Source organism: [Erwinia] mediterraneensis, assembly GCF_900604315.1.
Taxonomy (GTDB): Bacteria; Pseudomonadota; Gammaproteobacteria; order Enterobacterales; family Enterobacteriaceae; genus Pantoea; species Pantoea mediterraneensis_A.
Window position 1 is genome coordinate 3,128,825 of record NZ_LR026978.1, and the last position, 23,171, is coordinate 3,151,995.

At 50.9% G+C, this 23,171-nt stretch carries 23 protein-coding genes and 2 pseudogenes; 13 read left to right on the forward strand and 12 right to left on the reverse strand.

Annotation, left to right across the window (positions count from 1 at the left end; all coding sequences use genetic code 11):
• The first annotated feature begins 372 nt into the window (after window positions 1–372).
• Window positions 373–1,107, forward strand: coding sequence for a metallophosphoesterase family protein (locus E0E17_RS14720; protein ID WP_130834765.1), 735 nt, complete (start codon window positions 373–375; stop codon window positions 1,105–1,107).
• Between the two features lie 306 nt (window positions 1,108–1,413).
• Here the strand turns inward: E0E17_RS14720 and E0E17_RS14725 are convergent, their stop codons facing one another.
• The 3 genes from E0E17_RS14725 to E0E17_RS14735 are packed head-to-tail and all read right to left on the reverse strand — an operon-like array spanning window position 1,414 to window position 4,758.
• On the reverse strand, window positions 1,414–2,805 hold the full coding sequence (locus E0E17_RS14725) for a sugar porter family MFS transporter (RefSeq protein WP_130834766.1): 1,392 nt from the start codon (window positions 2,803–2,805) through the stop codon (window positions 1,414–1,416).
• A 31-nt stretch (window positions 2,806–2,836) separates the two neighbouring features.
• Complete coding sequence (locus E0E17_RS14730) at window positions 2,837–3,748, reverse strand: ROK family protein (protein WP_130834767.1); 912 nt, start codon at window positions 3,746–3,748, stop codon at window positions 2,837–2,839.
• A complete protein-coding gene (locus tag E0E17_RS14735) occupies window positions 3,745–4,758 on the reverse strand; it encodes an SIS domain-containing protein (RefSeq protein ID WP_130834768.1) in 1,014 nt (337 codons plus the stop codon). Before E0E17_RS14735 ends, E0E17_RS14730 begins: the two co-directional genes overlap by 4 nt.
• A 203-nt stretch (window positions 4,759–4,961) precedes the next feature.
• Between E0E17_RS14735 and E0E17_RS14740 the strand changes: the two genes are divergently transcribed.
• Both E0E17_RS14740 and E0E17_RS14745 read left to right on the forward strand, forming a co-directional pair.
• Window positions 4,962–5,720 carry a DeoR/GlpR family DNA-binding transcription regulator gene (locus E0E17_RS14740; protein WP_130834769.1) on the forward strand — a complete coding sequence of 253 codons (759 nt, stop codon included), beginning with the start codon at window positions 4,962–4,964 and terminating at the stop codon, window positions 5,718–5,720.
• Window positions 5,721–6,176: 456 nt separating this feature from the next.
• The gene (locus E0E17_RS14745) at window positions 6,177–6,617 is read left to right on the forward strand and encodes a GNAT family N-acetyltransferase (protein WP_130835569.1); all 441 of its coding nucleotides are present in this window, start codon (window positions 6,177–6,179) and stop codon (window positions 6,615–6,617) included.
• Between the two features lie 311 nt (window positions 6,618–6,928).
• Here E0E17_RS14745 and E0E17_RS20450 read toward each other — a convergent pair.
• Window positions 6,929–7,251, reverse strand: a pseudogene (locus E0E17_RS20450) (ORF6N domain-containing protein); the annotation flags it as partial.
• Between the two features lie 139 nt (window positions 7,252–7,390).
• On the opposite strand from E0E17_RS20450, the gene E0E17_RS14755 reads away from it, so the two are divergent.
• The 4 genes from E0E17_RS14755 (at window position 7,391) to bamE (ending at window position 10,137) form a co-directional block, all read left to right on the forward strand.
• Entirely contained in the window at window positions 7,391–7,927 is a 537-nt protein-coding gene (locus tag E0E17_RS14755) for a GNAT family N-acetyltransferase (protein ID WP_130834770.1), read from the forward strand.
• Window positions 7,928–8,016: 89 nt separating this feature from the next.
• On the forward strand, window positions 8,017–8,727 hold the full coding sequence (arsH, locus tag E0E17_RS14760; RefSeq protein ID WP_130834771.1) for an arsenical resistance protein ArsH: 711 nt from the start codon (window positions 8,017–8,019) through the stop codon (window positions 8,725–8,727).
• A gap of 544 nt (window positions 8,728–9,271) precedes the next feature.
• Window positions 9,272–9,790, forward strand: a complete 519-nt coding sequence (locus tag E0E17_RS14765; RefSeq protein WP_237680794.1) for a hypothetical protein — start codon at window positions 9,272–9,274, stop codon at window positions 9,788–9,790.
• The gene (gene bamE / locus E0E17_RS14770; RefSeq protein ID WP_130834772.1) at window positions 9,790–10,137 is read left to right on the forward strand and encodes an outer membrane protein assembly factor BamE domain-containing protein; all 348 of its coding nucleotides are present in this window, start codon (window positions 9,790–9,792) and stop codon (window positions 10,135–10,137) included. Before E0E17_RS14765 ends, bamE begins: the two co-directional genes overlap by 1 nt.
• A gap of 565 nt (window positions 10,138–10,702) precedes the next feature.
• Here bamE and E0E17_RS14775 read toward each other — a convergent pair.
• The 6 genes from E0E17_RS14775 to E0E17_RS14800 all read right to left on the reverse strand — a co-directional run bounded on the left by E0E17_RS14775 (window position 10,703) and on the right by E0E17_RS14800 (window position 16,853).
• On the reverse strand, window positions 10,703–11,839 hold the full coding sequence (locus tag E0E17_RS14775; protein WP_130834773.1) for a M20 family metallopeptidase: 1,137 nt from the start codon (window positions 11,837–11,839) through the stop codon (window positions 10,703–10,705).
• Window positions 11,839–12,594 (reverse strand): glutamine amidotransferase, encoded by a 756-nt coding sequence (locus E0E17_RS14780; protein ID WP_130834774.1) that lies wholly within the window; start codon window positions 12,592–12,594, stop codon window positions 11,839–11,841. The genes E0E17_RS14775 and E0E17_RS14780 overlap by 1 nt, the downstream gene beginning before the upstream one ends.
• 13 nt (window positions 12,595–12,607) lie before the next feature.
• Entirely contained in the window at window positions 12,608–13,687 is a 1,080-nt protein-coding gene (locus E0E17_RS14785; protein WP_130834775.1) for a phosphotriesterase family protein, read from the reverse strand.
• A 3-nt stretch (window positions 13,688–13,690) separates the two neighbouring features.
• Window positions 13,691–14,692 (reverse strand): ABC transporter permease, encoded by a 1,002-nt coding sequence (locus E0E17_RS14790; RefSeq protein ID WP_165446235.1) that lies wholly within the window; start codon window positions 14,690–14,692, stop codon window positions 13,691–13,693.
• Between the two features lie 18 nt (window positions 14,693–14,710).
• Window positions 14,711–15,457 (reverse strand): ATP-binding cassette domain-containing protein, encoded by a 747-nt coding sequence (locus E0E17_RS14795; protein WP_165446261.1) that lies wholly within the window; start codon window positions 15,455–15,457, stop codon window positions 14,711–14,713.
• A 358-nt stretch (window positions 15,458–15,815) separates the two neighbouring features.
• The gene (locus E0E17_RS14800) at window positions 15,816–16,853 is read right to left on the reverse strand and encodes a LacI family DNA-binding transcriptional regulator (RefSeq protein WP_130834778.1); all 1,038 of its coding nucleotides are present in this window, start codon (window positions 16,851–16,853) and stop codon (window positions 15,816–15,818) included.
• Between the two features lie 343 nt (window positions 16,854–17,196).
• Here E0E17_RS14800 and E0E17_RS14805 point away from each other — a divergent pair, with 343 nt between their 5' ends.
• Complete coding sequence (locus tag E0E17_RS14805) at window positions 17,197–18,147, forward strand: ABC transporter substrate-binding protein (protein ID WP_130834779.1); 951 nt, start codon at window positions 17,197–17,199, stop codon at window positions 18,145–18,147.
• A 4-nt stretch (window positions 18,148–18,151) separates the two neighbouring features.
• On the opposite strand, the gene E0E17_RS14810 is transcribed toward E0E17_RS14805, so the two are convergent.
• Window positions 18,152–19,021, reverse strand: a complete 870-nt coding sequence (locus tag E0E17_RS14810; RefSeq protein ID WP_130834780.1) for a PfkB family carbohydrate kinase — start codon at window positions 19,019–19,021, stop codon at window positions 18,152–18,154.
• A gap of 27 nt (window positions 19,022–19,048) precedes the next feature.
• Here E0E17_RS14810 and E0E17_RS14815 point away from each other — a divergent pair, with 27 nt between their 5' ends.
• From E0E17_RS14815 to E0E17_RS20650, 4 genes and pseudogenes are all read left to right on the forward strand, one after another.
• Window positions 19,049–19,894, forward strand: coding sequence for a BtpA/SgcQ family protein (locus E0E17_RS14815; protein ID WP_130834781.1), 846 nt, complete (start codon window positions 19,049–19,051; stop codon window positions 19,892–19,894).
• Window positions 19,894–20,550: a TenA family protein gene (locus tag E0E17_RS14820; protein ID WP_130834782.1), complete on the forward strand. Its 657-nt coding sequence runs from the start codon at window positions 19,894–19,896 to the stop codon at window positions 20,548–20,550. The genes E0E17_RS14815 and E0E17_RS14820 overlap by 1 nt, the downstream gene beginning before the upstream one ends.
• Window positions 20,543–20,692: a hypothetical protein gene (locus tag E0E17_RS20335; RefSeq protein WP_207302059.1), complete on the forward strand. Its 150-nt coding sequence runs from the start codon at window positions 20,543–20,545 to the stop codon at window positions 20,690–20,692. The genes E0E17_RS14820 and E0E17_RS20335 overlap by 8 nt, the downstream gene beginning before the upstream one ends.
• Before the next feature lie 41 nt (window positions 20,693–20,733).
• A pseudogene (locus tag E0E17_RS20650) lies at window positions 20,734–20,847 on the forward strand (sugar ABC transporter ATP-binding protein); the annotation flags it as partial.
• Between the two features lie 159 nt (window positions 20,848–21,006).
• Here the strand turns inward: E0E17_RS20650 and E0E17_RS14830 are convergent.
• On the reverse strand, window positions 21,007–21,873 hold the full coding sequence (locus E0E17_RS14830; protein WP_130834783.1) for an SDR family oxidoreductase: 867 nt from the start codon (window positions 21,871–21,873) through the stop codon (window positions 21,007–21,009).
• A 108-nt stretch (window positions 21,874–21,981) separates the two neighbouring features.
• Between E0E17_RS14830 and E0E17_RS14835 the strand changes: the two genes are divergently transcribed.
• A complete protein-coding gene (locus tag E0E17_RS14835; protein ID WP_130834784.1) occupies window positions 21,982–22,857 on the forward strand; it encodes a LysR family transcriptional regulator in 876 nt (291 codons plus the stop codon).
• The last annotated feature ends 314 nt before the right edge of the window (window positions 22,858–23,171 follow it).

Here is a 23,171-nt window from a genome sequence, read left to right on the forward strand (position 1 = left end):
GTGTTGTTTTTTGAGGATGCGGCTGCGGGGATACGTGCCGGTAACGCAAGTGGCGTGCGAGTGGTTGCCGTCGCTCCCCATACTTATGGTGCTCAGGAAGCTTTTTCCTGCATACCATTGACTATGTTGAACATTATTCCTGACGGTGACGGGTTCAGGATAAATTCGCTCACTTCCAGGAGTAAGCTCAGAACCGCACCCTGTTACCTGTTGAACATTTCCGTAGCGATTCAGTCTGTTTATCTGAACAATGCATCAGGACAGACGCCGCGTTATTCTCCGGGAAAGGTTAATTGCAGACAGTGTCTTTATCCGCTTTGCAGGCCGCTCAGGTGAGTGAATCTGTGAGATTAAACATAACAGGAAAGCAGTATGAAACTGGCAGTGATATCAGATATTCATGGGAATCTTCCGGCGCTGGATGCTGTGCTGGCGGACATTCAATCTCAGGGGGTCGATCAGATTGTGAACCTGGGCGATATCGTTTCGGGAGGACTATTCCCTGCGGAAACCGCTGACAGGCTAATGTCTCTTAACATTCCAACTGTAAGAGGTAATCACGAACGACAACTCCTCGAACAGGATTTTTCAGATATGAGTTTGTCTGACAGCCATGCGTTCAAAAGCCTTCAGGCTGCGCATTGGGAATGGCTTAAAAACCTGCCGGCGCAGTTAACTTTTAATGGAGACATACTGATGGTGCACGGCGCCCCAGGCGATGACCTTATTTATCTTCTTGAAGAGGTCACTGCTTCAGGTGTGGAGCCCTCGTCTGAAGCGCGCGTTTTAGCGCTTATTGAAAACAGAAGCGAATCGCTGATCCTGTGCGGCCATACGCATATCCCTCGAGAACTGCGGCTGGCTGACGGCCGACTGATTGTCAACCCCGGCAGCGTAGGGTTGCAGGCCTATGATGATGTCACCCCCTGTGCGCATGTAATGGAAAGTGGTTCCCCCCATGCCCGCTATGCAATTGTGGAGCGACATAACGGGTTATGGAAAGCTGAGTTCAAAGCGGTTGAGTATGACTGGGAATCAGCAGCTTTAGTTGCGCTCAGCAATAACCGTCCCGACTGGTTAAATGCGCTCAGAACAGGGCGTATGTAAGCTTTGTCCTGCTTTATTCCCTGTCATTTTATGAACCATTATGGATTTTTCTACGTCCGCTTTGAGCACAAAGGGGACATAAGCGCCAACTGCCTGATGGTCTTTTCCTGCACCTACACCCTGGCAAGCCCTGCTACGCTTACAGGCGGGGCTGGTAAGCTCCTCCTGCAGCGAAAAGACGCGTTCCAGGCCTCCCGCCAGGGTCTGATGGCAAACGGAAGAGGAAGCGAAGAGAGCCCAGCAAAAATCTGTTGGGCTGGATTTATTCTGAAGAGTAGAGAGTGTCAGGAAAATTCCATCAATAAATTATCTGGCGTTGTATTTTTCTTTAAAATACATTTCCACATCTTCTAAGCTTTTTCCTTTAGTTTCTGGAACGTAGAAACTGAAGATAGTAAAAACAACGCATATCGCAGAGAACAGCCAGAATGTCGCCGACGTCCCCATTCCGTTCAACATTGGCAGCGATACAAGCGCAATAACGAGGTTAGTAGCAAAAATAATAAAAATTGAAAGACTGGTTACTTTTGCACGTGCTCTGAGCGGTGAAATTTCTGAAATCATCAGGAATCCCAACATACCAGGGCTGACCGCATACATGACGATATAAAATAGAAGCGCCCCCAGTGCCAGCCAGCCGCTGCCTTCAAAAGCCGGTACTGAGAATATCAGTGCAAGGGTCACAAGGCTTACGGTGAGGCCGATTGCCCCAAGTATCAACAACGGCCGCCGTCCAACGCGATCGACTATAAGCATGCCCACCACGGTGAAAATGACATTCGTTATACCCAGACCCATGGTACCAATCCAGGAGGCAGAAGAGCTGAATCCACTGGTCTGAAGGATTTGAGGAGCAAAATAGATGACGAGGTTAATTCCGCAGGCGTTGGAAAAGAAAGCAACCAGTACGCCAATCAGGATCATGGGGCGAACGTGTCCGCTCAGCAAGTCACGCCAATTGATGTTGTCCTGCTCAAGTACATTCAGCCGCTCTGTTTCCTTGATTTCATCATCAATATCATCCGTTCCACGCAGCTTTATCAGCGTCCTGCGTGCAATGGTATGCTTGTTGACAGCAATGAGCCAACGGGGTGATTCCGTCACAAACAGCACACCGACTGCAAGAGCGATACCAAACACGCTGGCAACACCCACCGGGAACCGCCATTCCCCCTGACTTTCAGCAGCGGTATTTACGCCATAGGCAATGACGATACCCACTGTGATCATGAGCTGGAACGATGTAACCAGCATGCCGCGTATTTTCGCTGGGGCAAGTTCAGCAATGTAGACGGGAACAAGAACCGATGATGCCCCCACGCCAATACCCTGTAGAATACGCGCAGCAGTCAGGAGCTCAATACTGTGACTGTAACCGGAGATCACTGCACCTGCCGCGAAACAGACCCCTGAAATTAACAGGTTTATCTTTCGTCCATACCTGTCAGCAAGCGGGCCCGCAGCAAGGGCACCAATCATTGCCCCCAGCAACGACATGCTGACAATAATACCCTGCATATAATCATTTATCTGAAATTCTTTCCCAATAAATACAATAGCACCACCGATTATTCCGGTGTCGTATCCAAATATTATCCCGCCTACCGACGAGATAATTATGGACATGATAATAAATATACTGACCTTATGTGTTTTCCCTGAACTATCCTGTCCTTCTCTGATTTCTGTATTTACCATGATGTTACCCCGTCATTTATGATAATGATTTTTAAGTTAACTCTGGAATTACTGTGGCACCGAGCGCTCCGGCAACATCCTCTAGTTCGGAAGGGACTATCGATTTGTTTATGGCATAGGTATCTGCGCGAGTCAGGGCCTCCTCCAGACCGGGCCTGAACAGCGGGTAATAATGTGCAGCACTGCCGCTGAGGATGGTCAAATCGGGGCCGTAAAGGGTAAGCAACGTCACCAGGCCGCGGCCAAGATAGTTACCGTAACGGTGAAAAACATTCGCCACGTCTTCTCTTTCAAGCGCAATGGTTTTATAGAAATTCACATCATGCTTTTCAAACGGCGTGTCGGGTAAAAGGGCTTCAAGGTTTTGCTGTAACCATGTCCGGGACGCCAGCGTTTCCCAGCAGCCTTTAAGGCCGCAGTAACAGGTCACCGGGTTTCCGGATACCGGTATGTGCCCGGCTTCAGGATGCTGACCATCGCTGGTACGGAAAGGCTTACCGTTATCAAGGAGGGCCACACCTATACCAGTGCCCAGCGTGACCATCAGCAATCGTTTGCTGTTTTTACCAGCCCCGAAATAATACTCGCCCAGTACAGCCGCAACGGCATCATTATCAATGCCGACCTTAACACCCAGCTTTTCACTGAGCTCATTTACCAGCGGAAAGAAAGAAAAGCATTCAAGCGTGTCTTTGTTATTAATCACGCCCAGTGTGGTATCCACCGGCCCGCTGGCTCCAATACCAAGACTGCCTAGTTGCATGCCTTCAGGGATTAGAGAGAGGACGTGTGAGGCTAAAACTGCCGAACGTTCTTTCTTACTGATATTGGCGAATTCTGCGGTTGGGATAGTTTTTGAATTCAGCGTGCCAGCTTCCGCCTGAATAATAATTCGAGTACCTGTTCCGCCAATATCAATGCCTGCTTTTACAGTTCCTGTCATACGGCCACCGTGATTTTCTGACCATAAAGGAACTGGCCCGGCACAAACCCGTTATTGCGGGCAAGGGCCACGGTCAGGTGTTCGATATAGATAAAGCCACACAGCAGCTGGCAAAGTTCATTTTCTGCCGGGACAGGGAGCAACGCTGAATCTGCAAAGGGTTGTTCCCCAATGGTGACGACGTCCGTCCCGTTTGCCTTCAGTTCAGTTGCGAGTCTTTCGAGCGTTTCATCGCCTGGTTTACCCAGCAATACGGCGAGCATGCCTTTACCAGAAGTCTCCAGAGGCCCGTGGCGGAATTCTCCTCCAATAAAGCCTTCTGCACTGACCTTGGATGCTTCTTTGGTAATCAAAGCCCCGGTCAATGCGCTTGAGCCGTAAGCGCCCGTGGCAATGTAAGCGATACGTGGGCGCGCTGAAGTGAACAGCCGGTCCGCAAAATCGTCCACGATGGTTTTTTCCCTGACAAGACCCCCGATACCGGGAAGTATGCCGGCGACTGACTCGCACACGGCTTTCTCATCTTCTCCCAGCAGCATGGCCAGCGTTCTGTAACAGGCAATAAGCGTGTTCAGATAGCTTTTGGAGCTGACCGTCGCTTCATCACCGCTTTTCAGCGTGATAAGGATATCTGCGCTTTTACCAAGTACGCTGCTCTCATCATTGGTTAAGCCGATAATGGTTTTTGGACGCTTATCCTGGTTCAGGAGCGCAACTATCTCACCACTCATGCCCGACTGCGATGTTGCCCACAACAAGGTTTTTTCAGTGATAAGGTCTGGCATATCCAGTAAGCGACCTGCATCCATACGCCATACCGGATAGCCCTGTGCAATCAGCGCACGCTCTACCGGAATCAGCGCATAGTCCGATGAGCCCATGCCAGCCAGAATGATGCGATCATAGTCGCTCAGCTTTACTGTGCTCAGGCGCTCCGGCAGAGGATTATTAAGCTGCGCCATGATGGCTTCAGGCTGCATTGCAATATCGTTCTCATATGGATTTGACATAAATACCTCAGTGATTGGTGTTGAAAGCATTTTAAACTACATGCACGATATCGTTCATGTCAATGCACGATATCGTGCATGTGATATGAATTTTGTATTTTTGAAAAAGACTTTTAACGTCATGAAACATATGGATTTAAGCTTATTTTTTTCGCTTTTACGTGATAATATCGACTGCAATTTAGTGTGTAAGGAGGCGATAAATGCTGGCAAATGAGAGGCGGGACAGGATTCTTTCGATGCTTGTTTCAACGGGTTATCTCAACGCAAATCAGCTTGCTGACGAATTCAACGTTGACAGTTCAACGGTCAGAAGAGATCTGATTTTTCTGGAGAAAGCGGGTCGGATCATTCGCACCCATGGTGGTGTTTTACCCGTCCTGTCAACAGAGGGGCAGGACACGCCTTACAGTATTCGCAAAAGTCGTCATCATGCACAGAAGGTCGCCATCGGGAAGTATGCTGCATCGCTTATTTCTGACGGAGATTCAGTCATTCTCGACAACGGCTCAACGGTTTATGAGCTTGCAGTCCATCTGCTATCAAAAAAGGATCTGACCGTTATCACGAATGACCTGAACATTGCGATGCTGCTCTGCCAGTATCCGGCTATCAATCTTAATGTCACTGGAGGCGCGGTAGCAGGGAACTCGTTCACCCTGGTAGGACCGGATGCGACTCGCAAGTTTGGTGAGGTTTATGCCGACTGGGCCTTTATGGGCGCGGAAGGCGTACATGCAGAAGCTGGGATAACTAATGTAAATGCTATTGAAATACCTACTAAAAAAGCCATTCTCAATGCTGCACGCACAAAGGTCATTCTTGCAGACTCATCAAAAATTGGATATCGCGCACTGTCTCATGTCTGCGGTCTGGATACCGTTGACATGGTCATTACTGACAAAAAAAAGAACGAGAATTTATCTGTCAGTTTTAAAGGTAAAATACGCTTTGCGAGTTGAGGCCCTGCGTATGTTTATTAAGTATTCTTCTGGTATGGAAATACCCGCCTCGATTAAGAATAGCGTTGCGTTGACCCGCTGAACTTCAGCATATGACAGACGCCAGCATGAAAGTTCTTATGACTGCCTTCAGTTCCTCTGTGTTGCCGTATTATCTGCTCTTCTGCGCTTACCGGCAGGGCCGGTAAGCTCCGCCGTACGGTGGCGTTCCGGGCTTCCAGTCTGAAATCTGATGACTGACTGCAGGAGCAACTCCAGCAACTGGTTTACAGTCCGGTATGAGCGAAAAGCGGACATCACATCAAAATGCATACTGGATGACAGCAGGTTGGTTAAGCCTGTTTCCTGGACGTCTATTTTGAATTGTCTTTTTTCTCGTGCGGTTAGCAAATTTTATTGATTTGATTGATGAAACCTGGATATTTTTGTTGAACCCTACTCAAGGAAATGATCACAATGATTTTAATAAGGGCGGCAGAATCAAAAGATGTTCCCTCTCTAAAAAAGCTTTTTCTACAGTTGGGCTATCAGACAGACACTGAGAGCCTGGAACAACGTATCTGTGAGGCGCAGAGTACGCTTTGTACTTTAGTGGCTGAATTAGATAAGGAAGTTTGTGGAGTTGTTGTTATAAACTTTATCACACCTGTTCATGAAAATGGCTTATGGGCATTAATTTCAGCTCTGGTCATAGATGAGTCGTTACGTGGGGCGGGGATAGGCCAGCAACTTCTGATTGCCTCTGAGCGCCTGGCCCTCGATAAAAAATGTTCTCAGATTGAGCTTTCAAGCAGTGAAAAGAGAACCAGAGCACACAAATTTTATGAAAATAACGGATACAAAGAAGTAAGGAAGCGCTTTGTAAAGCTCCTTGCTGATCTGCCCCAGGTTTATTAACCCTGCAGGGTGTTAGCACAGTCCGCTTCTGGCACAGAGCGGACATGCGTGTAAGGCAGCGTCCTCCTCATTTAAGGATAGCGTTGCATCGACCAGTTGAACTCACAGCACGAAGCGGACTGTAAGGTGCAGGTTAACAAGCATTCCTGGTGCAGGCACTACTGCCTGGCCTGAAGCTGCATAATCCTGCCTGGCAGCTCCTCTTCACGCAATTTCATGGTAGAGAGGCTAACGCCATTACGCGGATAATACAGAATGCGGGAGTCACAGTCTTTGTGCGGCAGGTTAACGGGCAGGGGGTTGTGTGCTGGCTGAAGCTGGCTGAAATAGCTGACCTCCCGTTTCTCGAAGACTCCTGTGCCTGGTCGGTTGCGAGCATCCTGGCATGCCTGGCAGCGCCACGTTCTGACCAGCGGAGTAGGGAGCGAGCATTCTTAGCAATAACCCGATGACTTCGGGTCTGTTTTTAAAATCACGCAGCCCGGCCTTTTCAGTTTTGAAGTAATGTTTTCCGGCAACGAAGCGTGGTGCGCTGTTCAAAAAGTTATCGGGGATATTTTGGCTTTGTATTATATAACTGCGCTGATAATTCTGTGGTGATAACTGGGATCGGGTTGTGAGTAATCACTATCATATACAGGCATTCAGCGTAGCTGGATGCTTGCACAGACTCAGTATCAAAAGATTTTTTCTGGTGGAAATAAGCATAGTAACTGACGAAATTTCCCCAGACAGGTTAAGCTGGGGGCAGATCTTAACCTGGAGCCCTGTTTATGGAAATTTGCGAAGCAGATGAACAGCATATCCCTGCCATACAACGGATTTATGCTTACCACGTAATTAATGGAACGGCCACATTTGAGACAGAGCCGCCAGACGAAGCAGAAATGTTAGCCCGCCTGAAGAAAGTTCGTGCAGCAGGTCTTCCCTGGCTTGTGGCTATTGATGGCGGCAAGGTCCGTGGATATTGTTACCTGACCCTTTACCGGGAACGTTGCGCTTACCAGTTCACACTGGAAGACTCTGTTTACATTGACCACCAGTATCAGAACCGGGGTGCCGGTAAAAGGCTTTTATCCCACGCGGTATTATGGGCAGAGCAGAACGGCTTTCGTCAACTTGTGGCGGTTGTAGGCAACAGTGAAAATATTGCCTCAATTGCTTTGCACCGTTCTGCAGGTTTCGGCATCACTGGAACGCTCAGATCCGTAGGCTTTAAACACGGTCGCTGGCTCGATACGGTGATCCTGCAGCGCACGCTTGGCGAAGGTGACAGCGCACTTCCGAAAATAACTCAGCGTAATAAGTAACAGGATGCCTTTCTGGTAACCAGGCGCAGCTTAAAGTTGATAGCGCTCCTGCTCCTTTTAACCAAAAAACAGAACACATCGTGTACCAGATGAATGAACTGAAAAATATAGAACCGACAATTTTTGATGGCCCGGTTACAGAGGCAAAGCTTAACGCCGTGCCTGTGGAACACCCGCCGCGTATTCTGATGCTTTATGGCTCGCTGCGTGAGCGATCCTACAGCCGCCTCACCACAGAAGAAGCAGCGAGATTGCTGGAGGCGATGGGCGCGGAAGTGCGAATTTTTAATCCATCTGGTCTGCCGCTGCCGGACGATGCTCCCGAAACGCATCCGAAAGTCGCAGAACTGCGCGAGCTTGTGCTCTGGTCAGAGGGAATGGTCTGGTGCTCTCCCGAACGTCACGGTGCTATGACCGGGATCATGAAGTCGCAGATTGACTGGATACCTTTGTCTTCCGGCGCAGTCCGCCCGACCCAGGGAAAAACCCTCGCCGTGATGCAGGTCAGCGGCGGCTCCCAGTCGTTCAATGCTGTCAATCAGATGCGTATTCTGGGGCGCTGGATGCGTATGATCACCATCCCGAATCAGTCTTCTGTGGCAAAAGCCTGGGCGGAATTTGACGAGGATGGCCGGATGAAGCCTTCACCCTATTACGACCGCATCGTGGATGTTATGGAAGAACTGATGAAGTTTACTCTGCTGACGCGCGGACGGAGTGAATATCTGACGGACCGGTACAGCGAAAGAAAAGAAAGTGCTGCGCAACTCTCAGAGCGGGTCAATCAGCGCAGCATATGAAAAAGGCCGACAGAATGTCGGCTTACTTTCAGGTTCGTCGCTATACTGGCAGGCCGCTGAAAAGTCAGTGGATGACGCGTTTCCCGTAAGTAACAATGACTACTTAACCGTGGTTTTATAGATATCATATCTTTCAAATTAGAGTTTAAAGTCTGATGTCTGAGCTTCAGCGTATAATTTTTTCAACAGGCTATATCCAGATTTCCTCATTGGTTGACAGGGAGTAAATAAATGTCATGGTGCTGGAATAAGTAATCGCGCCACTTCACGAAAGCAACAGCGTACAAACAACAGGCTGTCCCTCCCATACATTTATTTTATCCTAAAGAACAGGAGAGTACTGCCGATACTATTCTCCAGGCAGGGAAGGAGACGATGGAAAGAAGATACGTTAATTCAATCCAGGGTAGCACACTCGCCGTAGAGCTCTGCACAGGCTGTGCTAAAAAAATGAGTATATTGCTGCATATTATTAATGCGAATGAGCCACCTTTCTGTTAGCAATAATAAAATTTAAAAAAACTACTGCAAGGAAATTACAATAATGAATCATTTGGTTATCCGGAGTGGCGTGGGTAAAACTGCTACGTTATTTGTCAGTTTATTATTAGCTGGCTGTAGCACTTATTTTCCTGAACCGGCACTGTATGTTCCCCCGGCAAACTCGCCAGATGTCGCGAAAATTCGCTTGATGGGGGCTCCCATGAGCTATGCCCTGTATCAAAAAGATAGTGATGGTAAGAAAACCGGAGGGTGGGTGCAGGAACATAGTGCTTACGTCAATATTTTTTTTGGGAATACTCATGATTTGGGATTCCCTAAACTGAAAAATAAAGATTATAGTGGCAAATTTTTCGAAACGACCTTGCTCCCGGATCGTCTGACAACCATTCACCACTCTTTATACGGTGGTTGTAGTGTTAATCTGGAGATTACCCCGAAGAAAAAAGCGTTGTATGAGATCCATTACAGCTATGCAGATAAGTCCGGTTATTGCGTCATTTATGCAAAAGAAATTAAATACGACTCGGATATGGATATATATTACGAGGGGAATGTGTAATGAAAATTAAAAATTTTCTTCTGCTGGTGTTCAGTACCATTGCGTTGAGCGGTTGTGTTGCGAACGTGGACAGAACACGTATGTCCGATTTAAATAATTATTCAGAGAAGGTCATCCGGGACAGTATCGTGGTGGGTAAATCCACCAAAAAGGACGTGCTGCTATTACTTGGCGCTCCTGCCACGCCAAAAGAGTTTAAAACTGCCAACACCTGGATTTACGCCTCTAAGGTGGTGGATCGCCGCCTTTATTTTTTTATCCCGGTCTTCCGCGATCGGGATCAGTTGCTGTTGCTGAAATTCAATGATGCTGGTGTAGTGAGCAAAATGGATTACACCGAGAAGTGATTCATTGGCAGGCGTAATGCCTGCCGGGCTTTTACTCATATGCCGTGGAGAAAAAGACTTAGCAGTTACTCGTCGATTCCTGCAGTGTTTCAGGCTTACAGGTCCATTTCCGCAGTGCTCGCATTATTTAAACTTTTATACTTTGCTCATGTTGATTCCTGCCCCCCAAACCTATGGTTTCATAGACGTACCGGGCGCGCTCATCGTCACAAGCAATGCGGGGCCTGATCTGTTCAACACCTTTATTGACCTGTCGTTCCCCATAGATTAAAACAGCGTAGTTTTAGCAACTCCCACTTCTGGCACCAGGCGGATTGTGAGGAGCATTTGCGCTCAGGTTAATAAACATCCTTATACAGTCACTACGTCTGGCCTAAAGCTGCATAATCCTTTCTGCCAGCTCATCTTCGTGCAGTATCAGGCGGAGCGGATTAGGTTGCGGATGTGGCAAAAGCGCAGACAGCCTGTGCAGCGGGAGGGAGTTACTCTGATATGGCATTGCGCGTACTGACCGGTCAGGATCAGGCGGTAGCAGCCAGGGTGAACCTCAAATCCCGCCAGAAGATTATCCCCTGGCATCTGTCATTCCGCACATCCATTCCCCGATAATCTGGCCGTAAAGCTGCTCTGCTTCTGCGAGTTTGCTCAGAAGACAATACTCATCAGTCTGATGCGCCATTGTGGGTTCACCGGGACCCAGGATCACACAGGGTGGATGTCCCAGCGCAGGTAATAACAGCGAGGCGTCAGTAAAGTAGGGCACCACTTTGGCTTCGAGTGGAAAATCAAAGAGGAGCTGACATAACCGGTAAACGGACTGAATCCACCTGTGGGTTTCTGAGCTTAATATGGCAGGCAGATCGACCAGTGTGGTGATGGCAACCGACTCGCCCAATAACGCGGCAAGCTGCTCCTGGATCGTCGCATGATGGAGATTGGGGGCGCTTCGTATATCAACATCGAAAGTTGCGCGATCCGGCACTGAATTGATATTTAATCCCCCCTGAATGCGGCCGACATTAAGCGTGGGATGTTTCATCAAAGGATGTGCAGGCCCGGGCGAAAAATGACGGATTTTACCCAGCGCATCAGCTGCCAGATAGATAGCATTGATGCCCAGTTCCGGCATGGCGCCATGGGCCGTTTTTCCGCGCGTCTCACAGCGTAACCACAAGGCTCCTTTATGGCCAATCACCGGATAATTAGCCGTTGGCTCTCCAACAATCAGTGCGCCAGCCTGTGGCAAAGGGCCAGCCTTGATCAGTGCTTTTGCCCCGTCACATCCGGTTTCTTCACCCCCCGTAATGATCAGCACCACGCCAGAGCCGGCGCGTATCGTGGATTGCTGCTGTACACAGGCGCAAGCGAAAGCAGCTAGCGCCGCTTTCATATCACTGGCGCCACGGCCATAAAGCCGATCTCCGTCAATCTCACTGCCAAAAGGATCGCGCTGCCAGGGCTGATTACCCAGCGGCACCGTATCAATATGACCCGTAAACGCCAGCGGTTTACCTGCGGTCTCGCCAGGCAGTTGTGCGATCAAGTTGGTTCGTCCGTCGCCAAACCTTGATAGCCGGATATCGAATCCTCGCTCACTGAGCCAGCCCGCGAAAAACTGCATGCAGGCCGCTTCGTTGCCGGGTGGGTTGATGGTATCAAAACCCAGCAGCTTCCGGGCGAGATCCAGCGAGACGGGCTGCATCAGCCACGCTCCGTCAGCCAGTCCAGGCAGTTAATCCACAGCTGGCGATAGCCGGGCCATCTGGCAAACTCCTCCGGCAACCAGTGAGCAGACATATCACTGGTCCAGACCAGGGAGCGTCCGCGCTGATACTCACGCACCGCCAGCAGTGGATGCGAGGTGCCGGCAACCGTCGCAAGCAAAGTACCTTCCGGCTGCATCTCGACTTCGTTGTAACCCAGCAGCCACGGCCAGTCGTCAGGCATATCTGCCAGCACTGCATGCGTTGTTGTTACCTCCACGCTGCATCCTTCGGGGGTTTCAATACGGTCATCCCAGGCGAGGCAACGCACCGGCAGCACCTTTTCCACCAGGGTATTGCGATAGCGCGCGCCGCCGTTGATCCCCTGAAAACTGTAATAGCCGCCAATCATCATTAAAGCGCCGCCTGCGGCAACATAGTCGTGAATTAAGCTCAGACGATTGGCCGTGCGGCGGCTCTTCAGCCAGGTATCGGGATGCAGCAACAGGGTATTCGCGCCAATGTCCGACAGGATGATCACATCCCACTGTTGTAGCTCCGCCAGGGTCAGGGGAAAATCAGTTGCTGCGGCATGGGCAGGCATATGCGCCACAGCATAATCGCTCTCCTTTAACGCCGCCATAAAATCGACCGCACCGCTATGCCAGGTTGCGGTGGAGAACTGATCGAAACCTTTTACATGGGTTGAGGTGCTGTTCCAGGACTCGCCAACCAGCAAAACGCGCTTCTGCATGATATCTCTCCGTTTATCCGCCAAATACCCGCTGCGGATTAGCAATCATTAATGTTTCGAGTTGTTCGCCGCTGACGCCGTGGCGTTTCAGGCGCGGCACAAAATGTTTGAGGATATAGCCGTAACCATGACCGCCGTAGCGGGTCAGCATGGTTTTCAGAAAGACATCCTGCGATAACAGGATCTGCTGAATAAAGCCGTCATCAATCAACTCCCGGATAGCGCGGGCATTCTCTTCATCAGAAGGGGATTGTGCTGACTCGTCGGCGTAGTAATAACTCATACCGATCATGTCGTATTCCAGGAATGCCCCACGTCCGGCCAGTTCGCGCTGGTAGTTTTTATCAGCAAAACTCGGGTTCATATGGCAAAGCACCACATGGCGAATATCGGCACCTTCCTGTTCCAGAATATCCAGCACTTTATGGCCGGAACGTTCCCAGCCGGGCAAATGCACCTGAACCGGCACGCCGGTAACAGCATTAGCGCGTCCGGCCGCCCGCAGCGATTTCTCTTCGTCCGGGGTAAAACGACTGGAGATACCGATCTCACCGATCAGACCAGCAAGCACGTCGGGTTTTTCCTCCGCACCGCCGAGGTCATAGACCAGCTTCTCAGTCAGTTGCTCCACGCTGATGCTTTTCACCCATTCCGGATGCGACGGCTCCAGATAAAGCCCTGTACCCATCACGATATTTAATCCGGTTAATCGTGCGATGCGCTGTAAGCCTTTAGGATCGCGCCCGATACCAATATTGGTCGGATCGACAACCGTCTCGCCGCCGAGAGCACGATATTTCATCAGCTCATCGATGGCGGTATCGACATCAAACAGCTGACAGTTATCGCGGCTCATTAAAGGATTGAGCGAGAGTTCGCTGAGGTTCTCTATTCTGACCGGCATTTCAGCCATATGGCGTTCGCTGCAACAGCAGGGCGGAACCCATTTGCCCGACGCATCCAGCAGAATATGTTCATGCATCAGCGTGACGCCCATTTTTGCCAGCGGTAAAGGACCCAGCACTGTCATCACATAACCACTGCTCACGCCAAGCGGCAAAGGATCCGGATGGCGAAAAATTGATCCTTTCATCAGCTATCCTTTCGCGGGGGCGCGGGTCGGGTTAAGAATGCGGGTATTCAGCCAGATGGCGAGCAGGATGATAGTGCCGGTGGCGATTTGCGTATAAAAAGGTGAGATGTGCGACAGGATCAGTCCGTTCTGAATAATGGCAATGGAGAGCGCACCAAGCAGCGTACCGATAATAGTGCCAAAGCCGCCAAACAGGCTGGTGCTGCCGAGCACCACGGCGGCGATCACCTGCAATTCAAAACCTTCGCCCTGATTCGAAGAGCCGCTGCCAAGGCGTGCAGTAATGATCATGCCCGCCAGCGCCGCCGCCATACCACTGATGATATAGACCTTCATGGTGACGGCTTTGGTGTTGATCCCGCTGCGACGCGCGCCCTCGGCGTTAGCCCCGATGGCAGTAACATAACGGCCAAAACGCATGTGGTTGAGAAGAATATGTCCGGCCAGCAATACCACAATGCCAATCAGCGCAGGCATCGGCATCCCCAGTACCCAGGCCCGGCCCATAAAAGTGAACAGACTGTCGGCAGGGACCGGAATTGAATATCCCTGCGTAATCAGCAGCGCAATACCGCGTACCACCGCGAGTGTCGCCAGCGTGACGATAAAGGCCGGAATGCCCTCGAACGCAATAAAGAAGCCATTAATCGCGCCGACCAGAGCGCCGAGCAGCAGACCACCGATCAATACCACCGGCCACGGCAATCCCCAGTTGTTGAGTGCGATAGCGGAAAGCGCACCCACCAGCGCCAGCGTCGATCCCACCGACAAATCAATCCCGCCGGTGGTGATCACCAGCGTCATGGCGGTAGCCACAATCAGCAGCGGCGCGCTCTGACGAATGATGTTCAGCCAGTTGGTGGCGGTGAGGAAGTTACTGGTGATAAATGAAAACACCACGCAACAGAAAATAAAAAACAGCGCAATACTCACCACACCCGAGTGGTTATGTAACAGACGGCGTGGCAGAGAGTGCTGAACCATACGTGAATTGCCTGAATTCATGATGCTCATCCTGTCACCTCAATGTGCTGCTGCGGAGTGAGCGGTAAATTTCTCACCAACAATCAGGTTAACGATATCGCTCAGGTTGGTATCGGCTACCCGACGCTCAGCAACATTGGTGCCTTCGTACATCACCATGATACGGTCGCACACCAGAAACAGATCCTGCAGACGATGAGTAATCAGGATCACGCTGACGCCGCGTGCCGAAACACGGCGGATCAGTTCCAGTACGGCTTCCACTTCCGCTACCGCCAGCGCGGCCGTTGGCTCATCCATGATCAGCACTTTGGGATCAAACGCTGCCGCACGGGCAATGGCGATAGCCTGACGTTGACCGCCAGAGAGATTACGCACCAGCAGGTGCGTATCAGGAATGGAAATGCCCAACCCTTTCAGCATGTCACGTGCCTCGGCATGCATTCTGGCCTGATCAAGAAAGGGGATACCGCACACGGATTTCATCGGCTCACGGCCCATGAACAGGTTGCCGGCAACATCAACAGTGTCGCACAGGGAAAGATCCTGATAGACCATTTCAATGTGACAACGGCGCGAATCCGCCGGATTGCTGAAGTGTTGCGGTATGCCGTCGATGCGAATTGTGCCGCTGGTGGGCACGACAGCACCGGAAAGGACTTTGGTTAGTGTCGATTTTCCGGCGCCATTATCACCCACCAGACCTAACACTTCACCGGGCGCCAGTTGCAGATTGACACCACGCAGCGAACGTATTGCGCCATAGGTCTTGGTGATGTTTTCCATTTCAACCCGTGCCGGGATAGCTTGTAACTGCTGCATTGGATAACTCCCATTATCACTATGGGGAATATTTGTCTGGTTGAGAAAAAGTCAAATCCTGCACGGTTTACAAGCTAGTAAACCGGTTTACCTGCGGGGTAAAGCTTTTTTCAAAACAACCGGAACAAACGCTACAATGATATTTACTCGCCAGTTACGACATTGCAGCATCCATGCCAGCCTGATTTACAGGCGTTGCATTCCGGCCTAACCCCTTAGAAAACAAAGAATATTGATGAGAGCATGGGGTAAACCGGTTTACTTACTATACACAAATAACACAGGAAGATGATTTTTTGCTCTATGTTCGTGCATTTTTGCATCATTTTGGGACGTTGTTAACAAATCCGATTGAATCCCGTCCTATCCATTCCACAGGTAAACGGGTTTCCATCGGGACATCGGGGTCGTTATTCAGCAGACGTAGCATGATATCTACGGCGGTATGGCCCATTTCGCGGGCAGGCTGGCGGATGGTGGAAATGCGTGGCTGGGTAAAGTCGGCGTAGTTGGCGTCATCAAAACCGACCAGGGAAAGCGCGGCGGGTGCCTGCAGGCCGCTGGCGCGTAATCCGTCAAGCAGTCCCAGCACCAGATAATCACTGGCGGCGAAGACAGCGGTGGGGCGTTGAGGAGAACGGAATAAGTGATTTAATGCTTGCTGGCCAAACTCTCGTGAGTAGTTGCCATACATCACCCACTCCGGCGGAACAGGCAAACCGGCTTGTTTCATCGCGGTGCAAAAACCGAGATAACGTTCCCGAACGCTCATCAACTTCTCCGGCCCGCCAATAAAGGCGATACGGGTATGCCCGGCTGCAATCAGCTGCTCAGTGGCGATGCGCCCACCTTGCACGTTGTCCGCAAACACTTTGGGTACGTTACTGCCGGAGATATCTTCGTCCAGCAATACCACATGGTGCTGACGCTGAACCTCTTTGCGCAATATGCCGTTATCGGGCCGGTTAGTGGTGAACAGCAAACCATCAACCTGGCGGGTATCCAGCCAGCGGACAAATTGCGCCTCTTTGTCCGGATTGTTGCGCGTAATGCACAGCACCAGACTGTAACCGCGTGCGGAAGCGGCTTCCTCCGCTGCGTCCGCCAGCTCAGCAAAGAAGGGGTTAGTGATATCAGGCAGCACCAGACCGAGAGTTTCACTTCCGCCCTTGCTTAAGCGCCGCGCCAGGCTGTTGCCGCGATAATCAAGTGTACGAATCGCCATCTCAATGCGGTTTATGGTGTCCTGAGGCAGCACGATGCTGTGATTCATGTAACGTGAAACCGTGGCTTTTGACAGCCCGGCCAGCTTCGCAACATCAGATAACAACACGCGTTTTGTACTCATCAATTCAGCCATCTTTACTCAGGGGATTTATCTGTAACACAGGTAAGCGCAGCTGATACAGTGCTTTCCCTTTTTCGCTGCCGGATAAATAAACACTTGACAAAAAAATTAACCCGGAGAATTGTATAAACAGTTTACCGCTGTACCGGGACACGTTTCCCAGGCTGGCTGAATTTATTTCAATCCGCATACCCAACGGAAGGGGTGCCGAAATAAAGGATTCCGGTGGCTTCAAAAAGACGGGTTGTTTGCCGTGTTCTTAATGGTTTATACGATATTTGCCTGCCAAAAAAATTCCCTCAGCATCCGGATGCTGGGAAACGCTGATTATTATTAATTCCCGATGAGGAACTCAATGATGTCATCCTTCACCCGAAAACCCTGTTCAGTTTTTTTTACTACAGCTCTCATTTTTGCAGGTTCATTATTTTCACTGGCCCGGGCAGAACAAACCTATGCGTTGGTGCAAATAAACCAACAGGCACTGTTTTTTAATCAGATGAACCAGGGAGCACAGGAAGCTGCCAAAGCCAGCGGTAAAAAACTGGTTATTTACAACGCCAACGACAACCCGGTTGCGCAGAATGATGCAATCGAAAACTATATTCAACAGGGCGTGCAAGGCATTCTGGTTGATGCAATTGACGTTAATGGCATTATGCCCGCGATTAAAGAAGCAGCAGCGGCAAAAATTCCGGTTATCGCCATTGATGCCGTATTACCTGAAGGTCCGCAGGCCGCTCAGGTTGGCGTTGATAATCTCGAAGGCGGTCAGATTCTCGGCAACTATTTTGTCGAATACGTTGCTAAAGAGATGGATGGCAAAGCGCGCCTGGGGATTGTCGGTGCGCTGAACTCCGCGATACAAAACCAGCGGCAGAAAGGGTTTGAAGAGACGATCAAGAGCAACAGCAACATTACCGTGGCGGATGTGGTTGATGGTCAGAATGTGCAGGATACCGCCATGACTGCAGCGGAAAACCTGATCACCGGTAACCCGGATTTGACGGCTATTTATGCGACCGGGGAACCCGCGTTGCTCGGCGCTATCGCGGCAGTAGAAAACCAGGGGCGTCAGAACGATATCAAAGTTTTCGGCTGGGATCTCACCGCCAAAGCTATCAGCGCTATTGATGATGGCTATGTTGCTGCCGTCTTGCAGCAGGACCCGAAAAAAATGGGGGAAGAGGCCGTGAAGGCTCTGAACGCGCTGACCGAAGGGAAAACCATCGAGAAAAACATTCTGGTGCCCGCCACTGTGGTGACCAAAGCGAACGTCGATTCTTACCGTTCGCTGTTTAAATAAGGTGCTACTCGCTGCCTGTCTTCAGCAGTGCAGCGAGTTCATCCTGAGTCGGAAAAGCGTTAACGGTTCCGGTACGACTCACGGTGATGGCTGCCGCCGCGCTGGCGTGTTGCAGGGCCAGTCGATCAGGCTCAACGCCGCGTAACAGTGCGGAAGCGAGCATCACGGCGAGAAAGGTATCGCCCGCGCCGGTAGTATCTACCGGCTGCAGCGAAAGCGCCGGGCAGAACTGGCGCTGATCATGGTTTATCAACCAGGCACCGGCAGCGCCCTGAGTGATGACCAGGGTTTTGACGCCAGCGGGTTTGAGGAGATCGGCCTCCAGTTGATTAAGAACCGCAATATCAACCAGGGGCCATAAGCTGGCAAAATCCGGGTTTACCGGTGAAGGGTTGAAGACAGTGATCAAGCCTCTGGCTTTTGCCCAGACAAAGAGCGCCCGGGTTTTCTCTGCCGAGAAATTACCCTGCTGCAACAGCACATCACCTGTTGTCGCCCCGGCTAAATGGGCCAGAACCGTATCGAGCAGCAACGCATCAGCAGCATCTGTAGTGGTAATAATGGCATTGTCGCCATCGCTGCTGTTAAAAATAATTGAGGTATCGCTATGACTGGATAACGCTTCTCCGGGAAATAAATTAAGCGGCTCCCGTAAAATTTGCTCGCGAATCCATTGACCACTTTTGTCATTGCCGGTGGCGGCAATTAATTGTGTGTCAATGCCGCAGCGGGAAATAACTATTGCCTGATTGGCGCCTTTGCCGCCTATATCCAGGGATATTTTTTTGCCGTGAATTGATGCACCTTTTTGCGGGAGTTCATTAACAGACCAGGTTTCATCCACAACAATATTGCCTGCAACATATACACGCATAGTTTCCTCGTTAATAAGGTGAAAGTGATGGTTTCTATATCAGCAGAAAAAAGTAATGCGATACAAGATATTTTTTCACGTAAGAAGGCCGTGATTGGTGTTATTCATTGCGATGCCTTTCCCGGGGCGCCAAAATACCAGGGAAAACCCGTTCAGTATATTATTGATCGCGCACTGCGCGACGCAGATAATTATTTGTGCGGTGGGGTGCATGGCTTAATCGTTGAAAACCATGGCGATATTCCCTTTGCCAAGCCTGACGATATCGGCCCTGAAACCTCAGCAATTATGGCGGTGATTACCGAAAAAATCCGTGAGCGTTTTGGCGCACCGCTCGGCATTAATGTATTAGCCAACGCGGCGATCCCGGCAATTGCTACCGCGCTCGCCAGTGGGGCTGATTTTGTGCGTGTAAACCAGTGGGCGAATGCTTATATCGCCAACGAAGGCTTTATTGAAGGCGCGGCGGCGAAAGCGCTGCGTTATCGCAACCAGCTGCGCGCCGAACATATTCGTGTGTTTGCTGACAGCCACGTGAAACATGGTAGTCACGCGATTGTGGCCGATCGCTCTATCCAGGAACTGACGCGCGATGTGGATTTTTTTGAAGCTGATGCAGTCATCGCCACCGGACAGCGGACCGGTGACAGCGCCACCATGAATGAAATCGATGAAATTCGCGCCGCCACTGAGCTGCCGCTGCTGGTGGGATCCGGAGTAACACCCGAAAATATCTGTCAGATTCTGGGGCGCACTCAGGGTGTGATTGTCGCCAGTACGCTGAAAGTCGATGGCGTGTGGTGGAACGAGGTTGAACTGGCACGGGTTAAACACTTTATGTCTGTCGCGCAAGCCGCGCTGGAGGAGGCCTGATGACCGCTTTCTCCGATCAGTTGCTGGCACAGCATCAGGATGTGTGGCAGCGCATGCAGCAGCACCGGTTTGTACAGGATATCGGGCAGGATCGGTTGCCTGATGCGGTATTTAATCGCTATCTGGTGTTTGAGGGCAATTTCGTCGCTACCGCCATCGCCATCTTTGCCCTTGCGGTAAGTAAAGCGCCCGGTATTCGCCAGCAGCGCTGGCTGATTGGCGTGCTGAACGCACTGGTGGATACCCAGATCGCCTGGTTCGAGGAGGTACTGGCGCGGCGTAATATTAATCCGGCTGATTACCCTGACGATCTGCCCGGTGTGACAGCGTTCCGCGATGGCATGCTCAAGGTAGCGCAGCAGGGCAGCTATGCCGACATCATCACGCTGATGTTTGGCGCGGAGTGGATGTACTACCACTGGTGCAAACGCGTCAGCGCACAACCGCAACAGGATCCCCATATCCGTCGTTGGGTTGAGATGCACGCCGAAGAAGAGTTCCACCAACAGGCAAGCTGGTTAAAAGCGGAGCTGGATGCGTGTGCGCTGACGCTCAGCGCGGAAGAGAAGCAGGCCCTCTCCGATCTCTACGGCACAGTGCTGCAGTGGGAGATTGATTTTCACAGTGCTGCTTATCCGGAGAGTGAGGATGAATAGCTGTTTCATCGAAGCGCGCAATATCCGCAAACGCTTTGGCGCGTTAACCGCGCTGAACCAGGTCAATTTATCCATTTATCAGGAACGGGCCCTGGCGGAAAACTTTACTATTGCAGAGCGCATTTTTTCGGACGCGAACTGAAACGCCCTGTGTGAGGTATTTCGTGTCTCTGACGCCGCGCCATGCATGAACAGGTGGGTTTGTTGCTGAAAGATCTTGATACGCCTGTCTCCGATGCGGAAGCGCCGGTTGGTAGCTTATCCCGTGGCCAGCGGCAGGTAGTCGCGATTTGTCGTGCGCTCAATCCCAATGCCCAACTGGTCATTATGGATGAGCCTACCGCGGCGCTGGCGGTAGCTGCAACTATGTCACATGGAAAAACACCGCCTCAGAGCCTGATATCACATCACCGCGACACCGCTTTAACTTTCAGCGGTGTCGCGGTGACAAAAATTTTACGCTCCTGCCAGAGCCGTGACGAAACTGCGGTAGGAATAGAGCGGACGGCCAAGAATATTGACCAGACGCTCTCTGTCGCCGTGCCGGGGAAGCATTCCATTACTGACGTAGCGCTCAGCCATGAGACGCATTTCATACGCCATCCATTTGGGCATGAACTCCGCCATGCTTGCTTCAAAGGCATCCGGATTATCGCCGCCGTAAATTATCTGACGGCCCACCACCTCGCTCCAGATCGCGGCGGCATCCTCTCCCGTAAGCGTATCGGGGCCAACAAGATTAATAGTCTCCACAGGTAGCATCTCGTCAGCCTGATTGCGACGCATCAGTTCAATAGCCGCAACCTCAGCGATATCGCGTGTATCCACCATCGCCAGACCAATACCACCGACAGGCATGGGATAAACGCCATGATTCATGATGACATCCTTAATCATCACTTCATTGTCGATAAAGTAGGTTGGCCGCAGAATAGTGGCGCTAAATTCCATCTCTTTGAGCATGCGCTCGGCACCATATTTGACGGCGAAATGCGGCACATTGACGGCAACATCGGCACCAAAGACAGACAGATAAACTACCCGCTCAACGCCGCATTCGCGGGCTATGTTGAGCGTGATAATCGTCTGAGTGTATTCATCAGCCGCGACCGCATTCAGTAAAAAGAGCGTTCTGATGCCGCTGAAGGCGGCACGCAGGGAATCAATATCCAGAAAATCGCCCCTGACAACGTCCACGTTGTCAGCAAAGCCCGCTTTTGCTGGGTCGCGGGATAAAACACGGAAGTCGGCTCCGCGAATGAGCAGTTGATCGACAAGATGGCGACCGACGCGTCCAGTAGCTCCGGTAACAAGTATTGTCATGATGGGACTCCATAACATTGGGGTGGGTGTGATTAAACCTTAACCCGATCCATATGTTGTATGAAGATGCTATTATCTGGATACTTTGTTCCATAAATGAGACGGCCTGTGGATATTGATGCGTTAAAAGATTTCCATCTTATTGCGGCCTGGGGAGGAATTGGTGCGGCCAGTCGCGCCAGTGGAAGGCCAAAGGCGACCCTTTCGCGCAGACTTGCTGATCTTGAAGAAATGCTTGGTGTGCGTCTTGTTGAGCGCGGCGGCCACCGTTTGACAATTACCGAGGCTGGCGAACAGCTTCTGTCCCGAACTGTCGGGGCAATACGTGAAATTGATGAAGCGGTTGTGGCGGCGCGGGAAGATTCGGCAAATCCTTCGGGATGCCTTCGTATTGCAGCACCCTTACTGTTTTCGCAGCTGGCGCTGGGGCGGCTTTTGGCCGAATTTCATTTCCGCTATCCTGACATCCGGATCGAAGCCATTTCTGAAAACCGGATGAACGATCTGGTGGATGAGCATTTTGATGTCGCTATTCGTATCAATCCACAGAAAAACAGTTCGCTGGTTGGCAGGTGCTTTGCCAAAGACCGACAGGTACTGGTTGCTCCTCCCTCGTTTAAAATGCCAGCCAGCGATATGGAAAACGCACCAGAGATTGCGGCGATTGTCATGTCAACTTATGCCGAAGGGGACATCTGGACCGTTCAGAACGGACAGCGTAGCTTTGTACCACGGCCCGTAATGCGCCTCTCTTCTCTTCTGACAGTCCGGGATGCGGTGATGGCAGGTGCCGGAGCGGCTATGCTGCCGCATTCTGTTGTCAGCAGTCAGCTGGAAAAAGGAGAGCTCGTATCCTGGGGAGAGGCCGCCAGCCTGACTGAGCTCTGGGTTCTGCACACATCCCGTCGTCTTCAGAGCCCAAAAGTGAAGGTTTTCGTGAAATTCATCTGTGAACAATATCCTGCAGGCTGGTTCTATACCTGAAACAAGCGCGGGTTAACCCTCTCACGTTTCACCCGCTCACCGGGAGGCCCTGGCGTAACGTGTTTATCCAGATACCAGGATTAAACATAACAACCTGGTCGGCAGGGCGGGAGGCGACCAGTAAAGGCGGTAATGACAGGCAGATACTGACAGGGCGTTGTTAATACGCGTTCTCATTCGTTTTTTACCATGTCTGCATAATAGACCCTGCTGGTAGCAGCCAAAATAAAATCGATAGCCTTTATCCGATTTATCACATGCTCTGATTATAAAAAACTAATAATAAGTGGAATCATTCCTCGAAAATTTCTGCA

Coding starts and splice junctions, on each gene's coding strand:
- E0E17_RS14815 (WP_130834781.1), top strand. CDS start 19,049: ATGGTTTCTATATCAGCAGAAAAAAGTAATGCGATACAAGATATTTTT.
- E0E17_RS14775 (WP_130834773.1), bottom strand. CDS start 11,839: ATGCAGCCCGTCTCGCTGGATCTCGCCCGGAAGCTGCTGGGTTTTGAT.
- E0E17_RS14790 (WP_165446235.1), bottom strand. CDS start 14,692: ATGAATTCAGGCAATTCACGTATGGTTCAGCACTCTCTGCCACGCCGT.
- bamE (WP_130834772.1), top strand. CDS start 9,790: ATGAAAATTAAAAATTTTCTTCTGCTGGTGTTCAGTACCATTGCGTTG.
- E0E17_RS14780 (WP_130834774.1), bottom strand. CDS start 12,594: ATGCAGAAGCGCGTTTTGCTGGTTGGCGAGTCCTGGAACAGCACCTCA.
- E0E17_RS14805 (WP_130834779.1), top strand. CDS start 17,197: ATGATGTCATCCTTCACCCGAAAACCCTGTTCAGTTTTTTTTACTACA.
- E0E17_RS20335 (WP_207302059.1), top strand. CDS start 20,543: ATGAATAGCTGTTTCATCGAAGCGCGCAATATCCGCAAACGCTTTGGC.
- E0E17_RS14800 (WP_130834778.1), bottom strand. CDS start 16,853: ATGGCTGAATTGATGAGTACAAAACGCGTGTTGTTATCTGATGTTGCG.
- E0E17_RS14730 (WP_130834767.1), bottom strand. CDS start 3,748: ATGACAGGAACTGTAAAAGCAGGCATTGATATTGGCGGAACAGGTACT.
- E0E17_RS14765 (WP_237680794.1), top strand. CDS start 9,272: ATGAATCATTTGGTTATCCGGAGTGGCGTGGGTAAAACTGCTACGTTA.
- E0E17_RS14735 (WP_130834768.1), bottom strand. CDS start 4,758: ATGTCAAATCCATATGAGAACGATATTGCAATGCAGCCTGAAGCCATC.
- E0E17_RS14795 (WP_165446261.1), bottom strand. CDS start 15,457: ATGGAAAACATCACCAAGACCTATGGCGCAATACGTTCGCTGCGTGGT.
- E0E17_RS14810 (WP_130834780.1), bottom strand. CDS start 19,021: ATGCGTGTATATGTTGCAGGCAATATTGTTGTGGATGAAACCTGGTCT.
- E0E17_RS14720 (WP_130834765.1), top strand. CDS start 373: ATGAAACTGGCAGTGATATCAGATATTCATGGGAATCTTCCGGCGCTG.
- E0E17_RS14725 (WP_130834766.1), bottom strand. CDS start 2,805: ATGGTAAATACAGAAATCAGAGAAGGACAGGATAGTTCAGGGAAAACA.
- E0E17_RS14740 (WP_130834769.1), top strand. CDS start 4,962: ATGCTGGCAAATGAGAGGCGGGACAGGATTCTTTCGATGCTTGTTTCA.
- E0E17_RS14745 (WP_130835569.1), top strand. CDS start 6,177: ATGATTTTAATAAGGGCGGCAGAATCAAAAGATGTTCCCTCTCTAAAA.
- E0E17_RS14830 (WP_130834783.1), bottom strand. CDS start 21,873: ATGACAATACTTGTTACCGGAGCTACTGGACGCGTCGGTCGCCATCTT.
- E0E17_RS14755 (WP_130834770.1), top strand. CDS start 7,391: ATGGAAATTTGCGAAGCAGATGAACAGCATATCCCTGCCATACAACGG.
- arsH (WP_130834771.1), top strand. CDS start 8,017: ATGAATGAACTGAAAAATATAGAACCGACAATTTTTGATGGCCCGGTT.
- E0E17_RS14785 (WP_130834775.1), bottom strand. CDS start 13,687: ATGAAAGGATCAATTTTTCGCCATCCGGATCCTTTGCCGCTTGGCGTG.
- E0E17_RS14820 (WP_130834782.1), top strand. CDS start 19,894: ATGACCGCTTTCTCCGATCAGTTGCTGGCACAGCATCAGGATGTGTGG.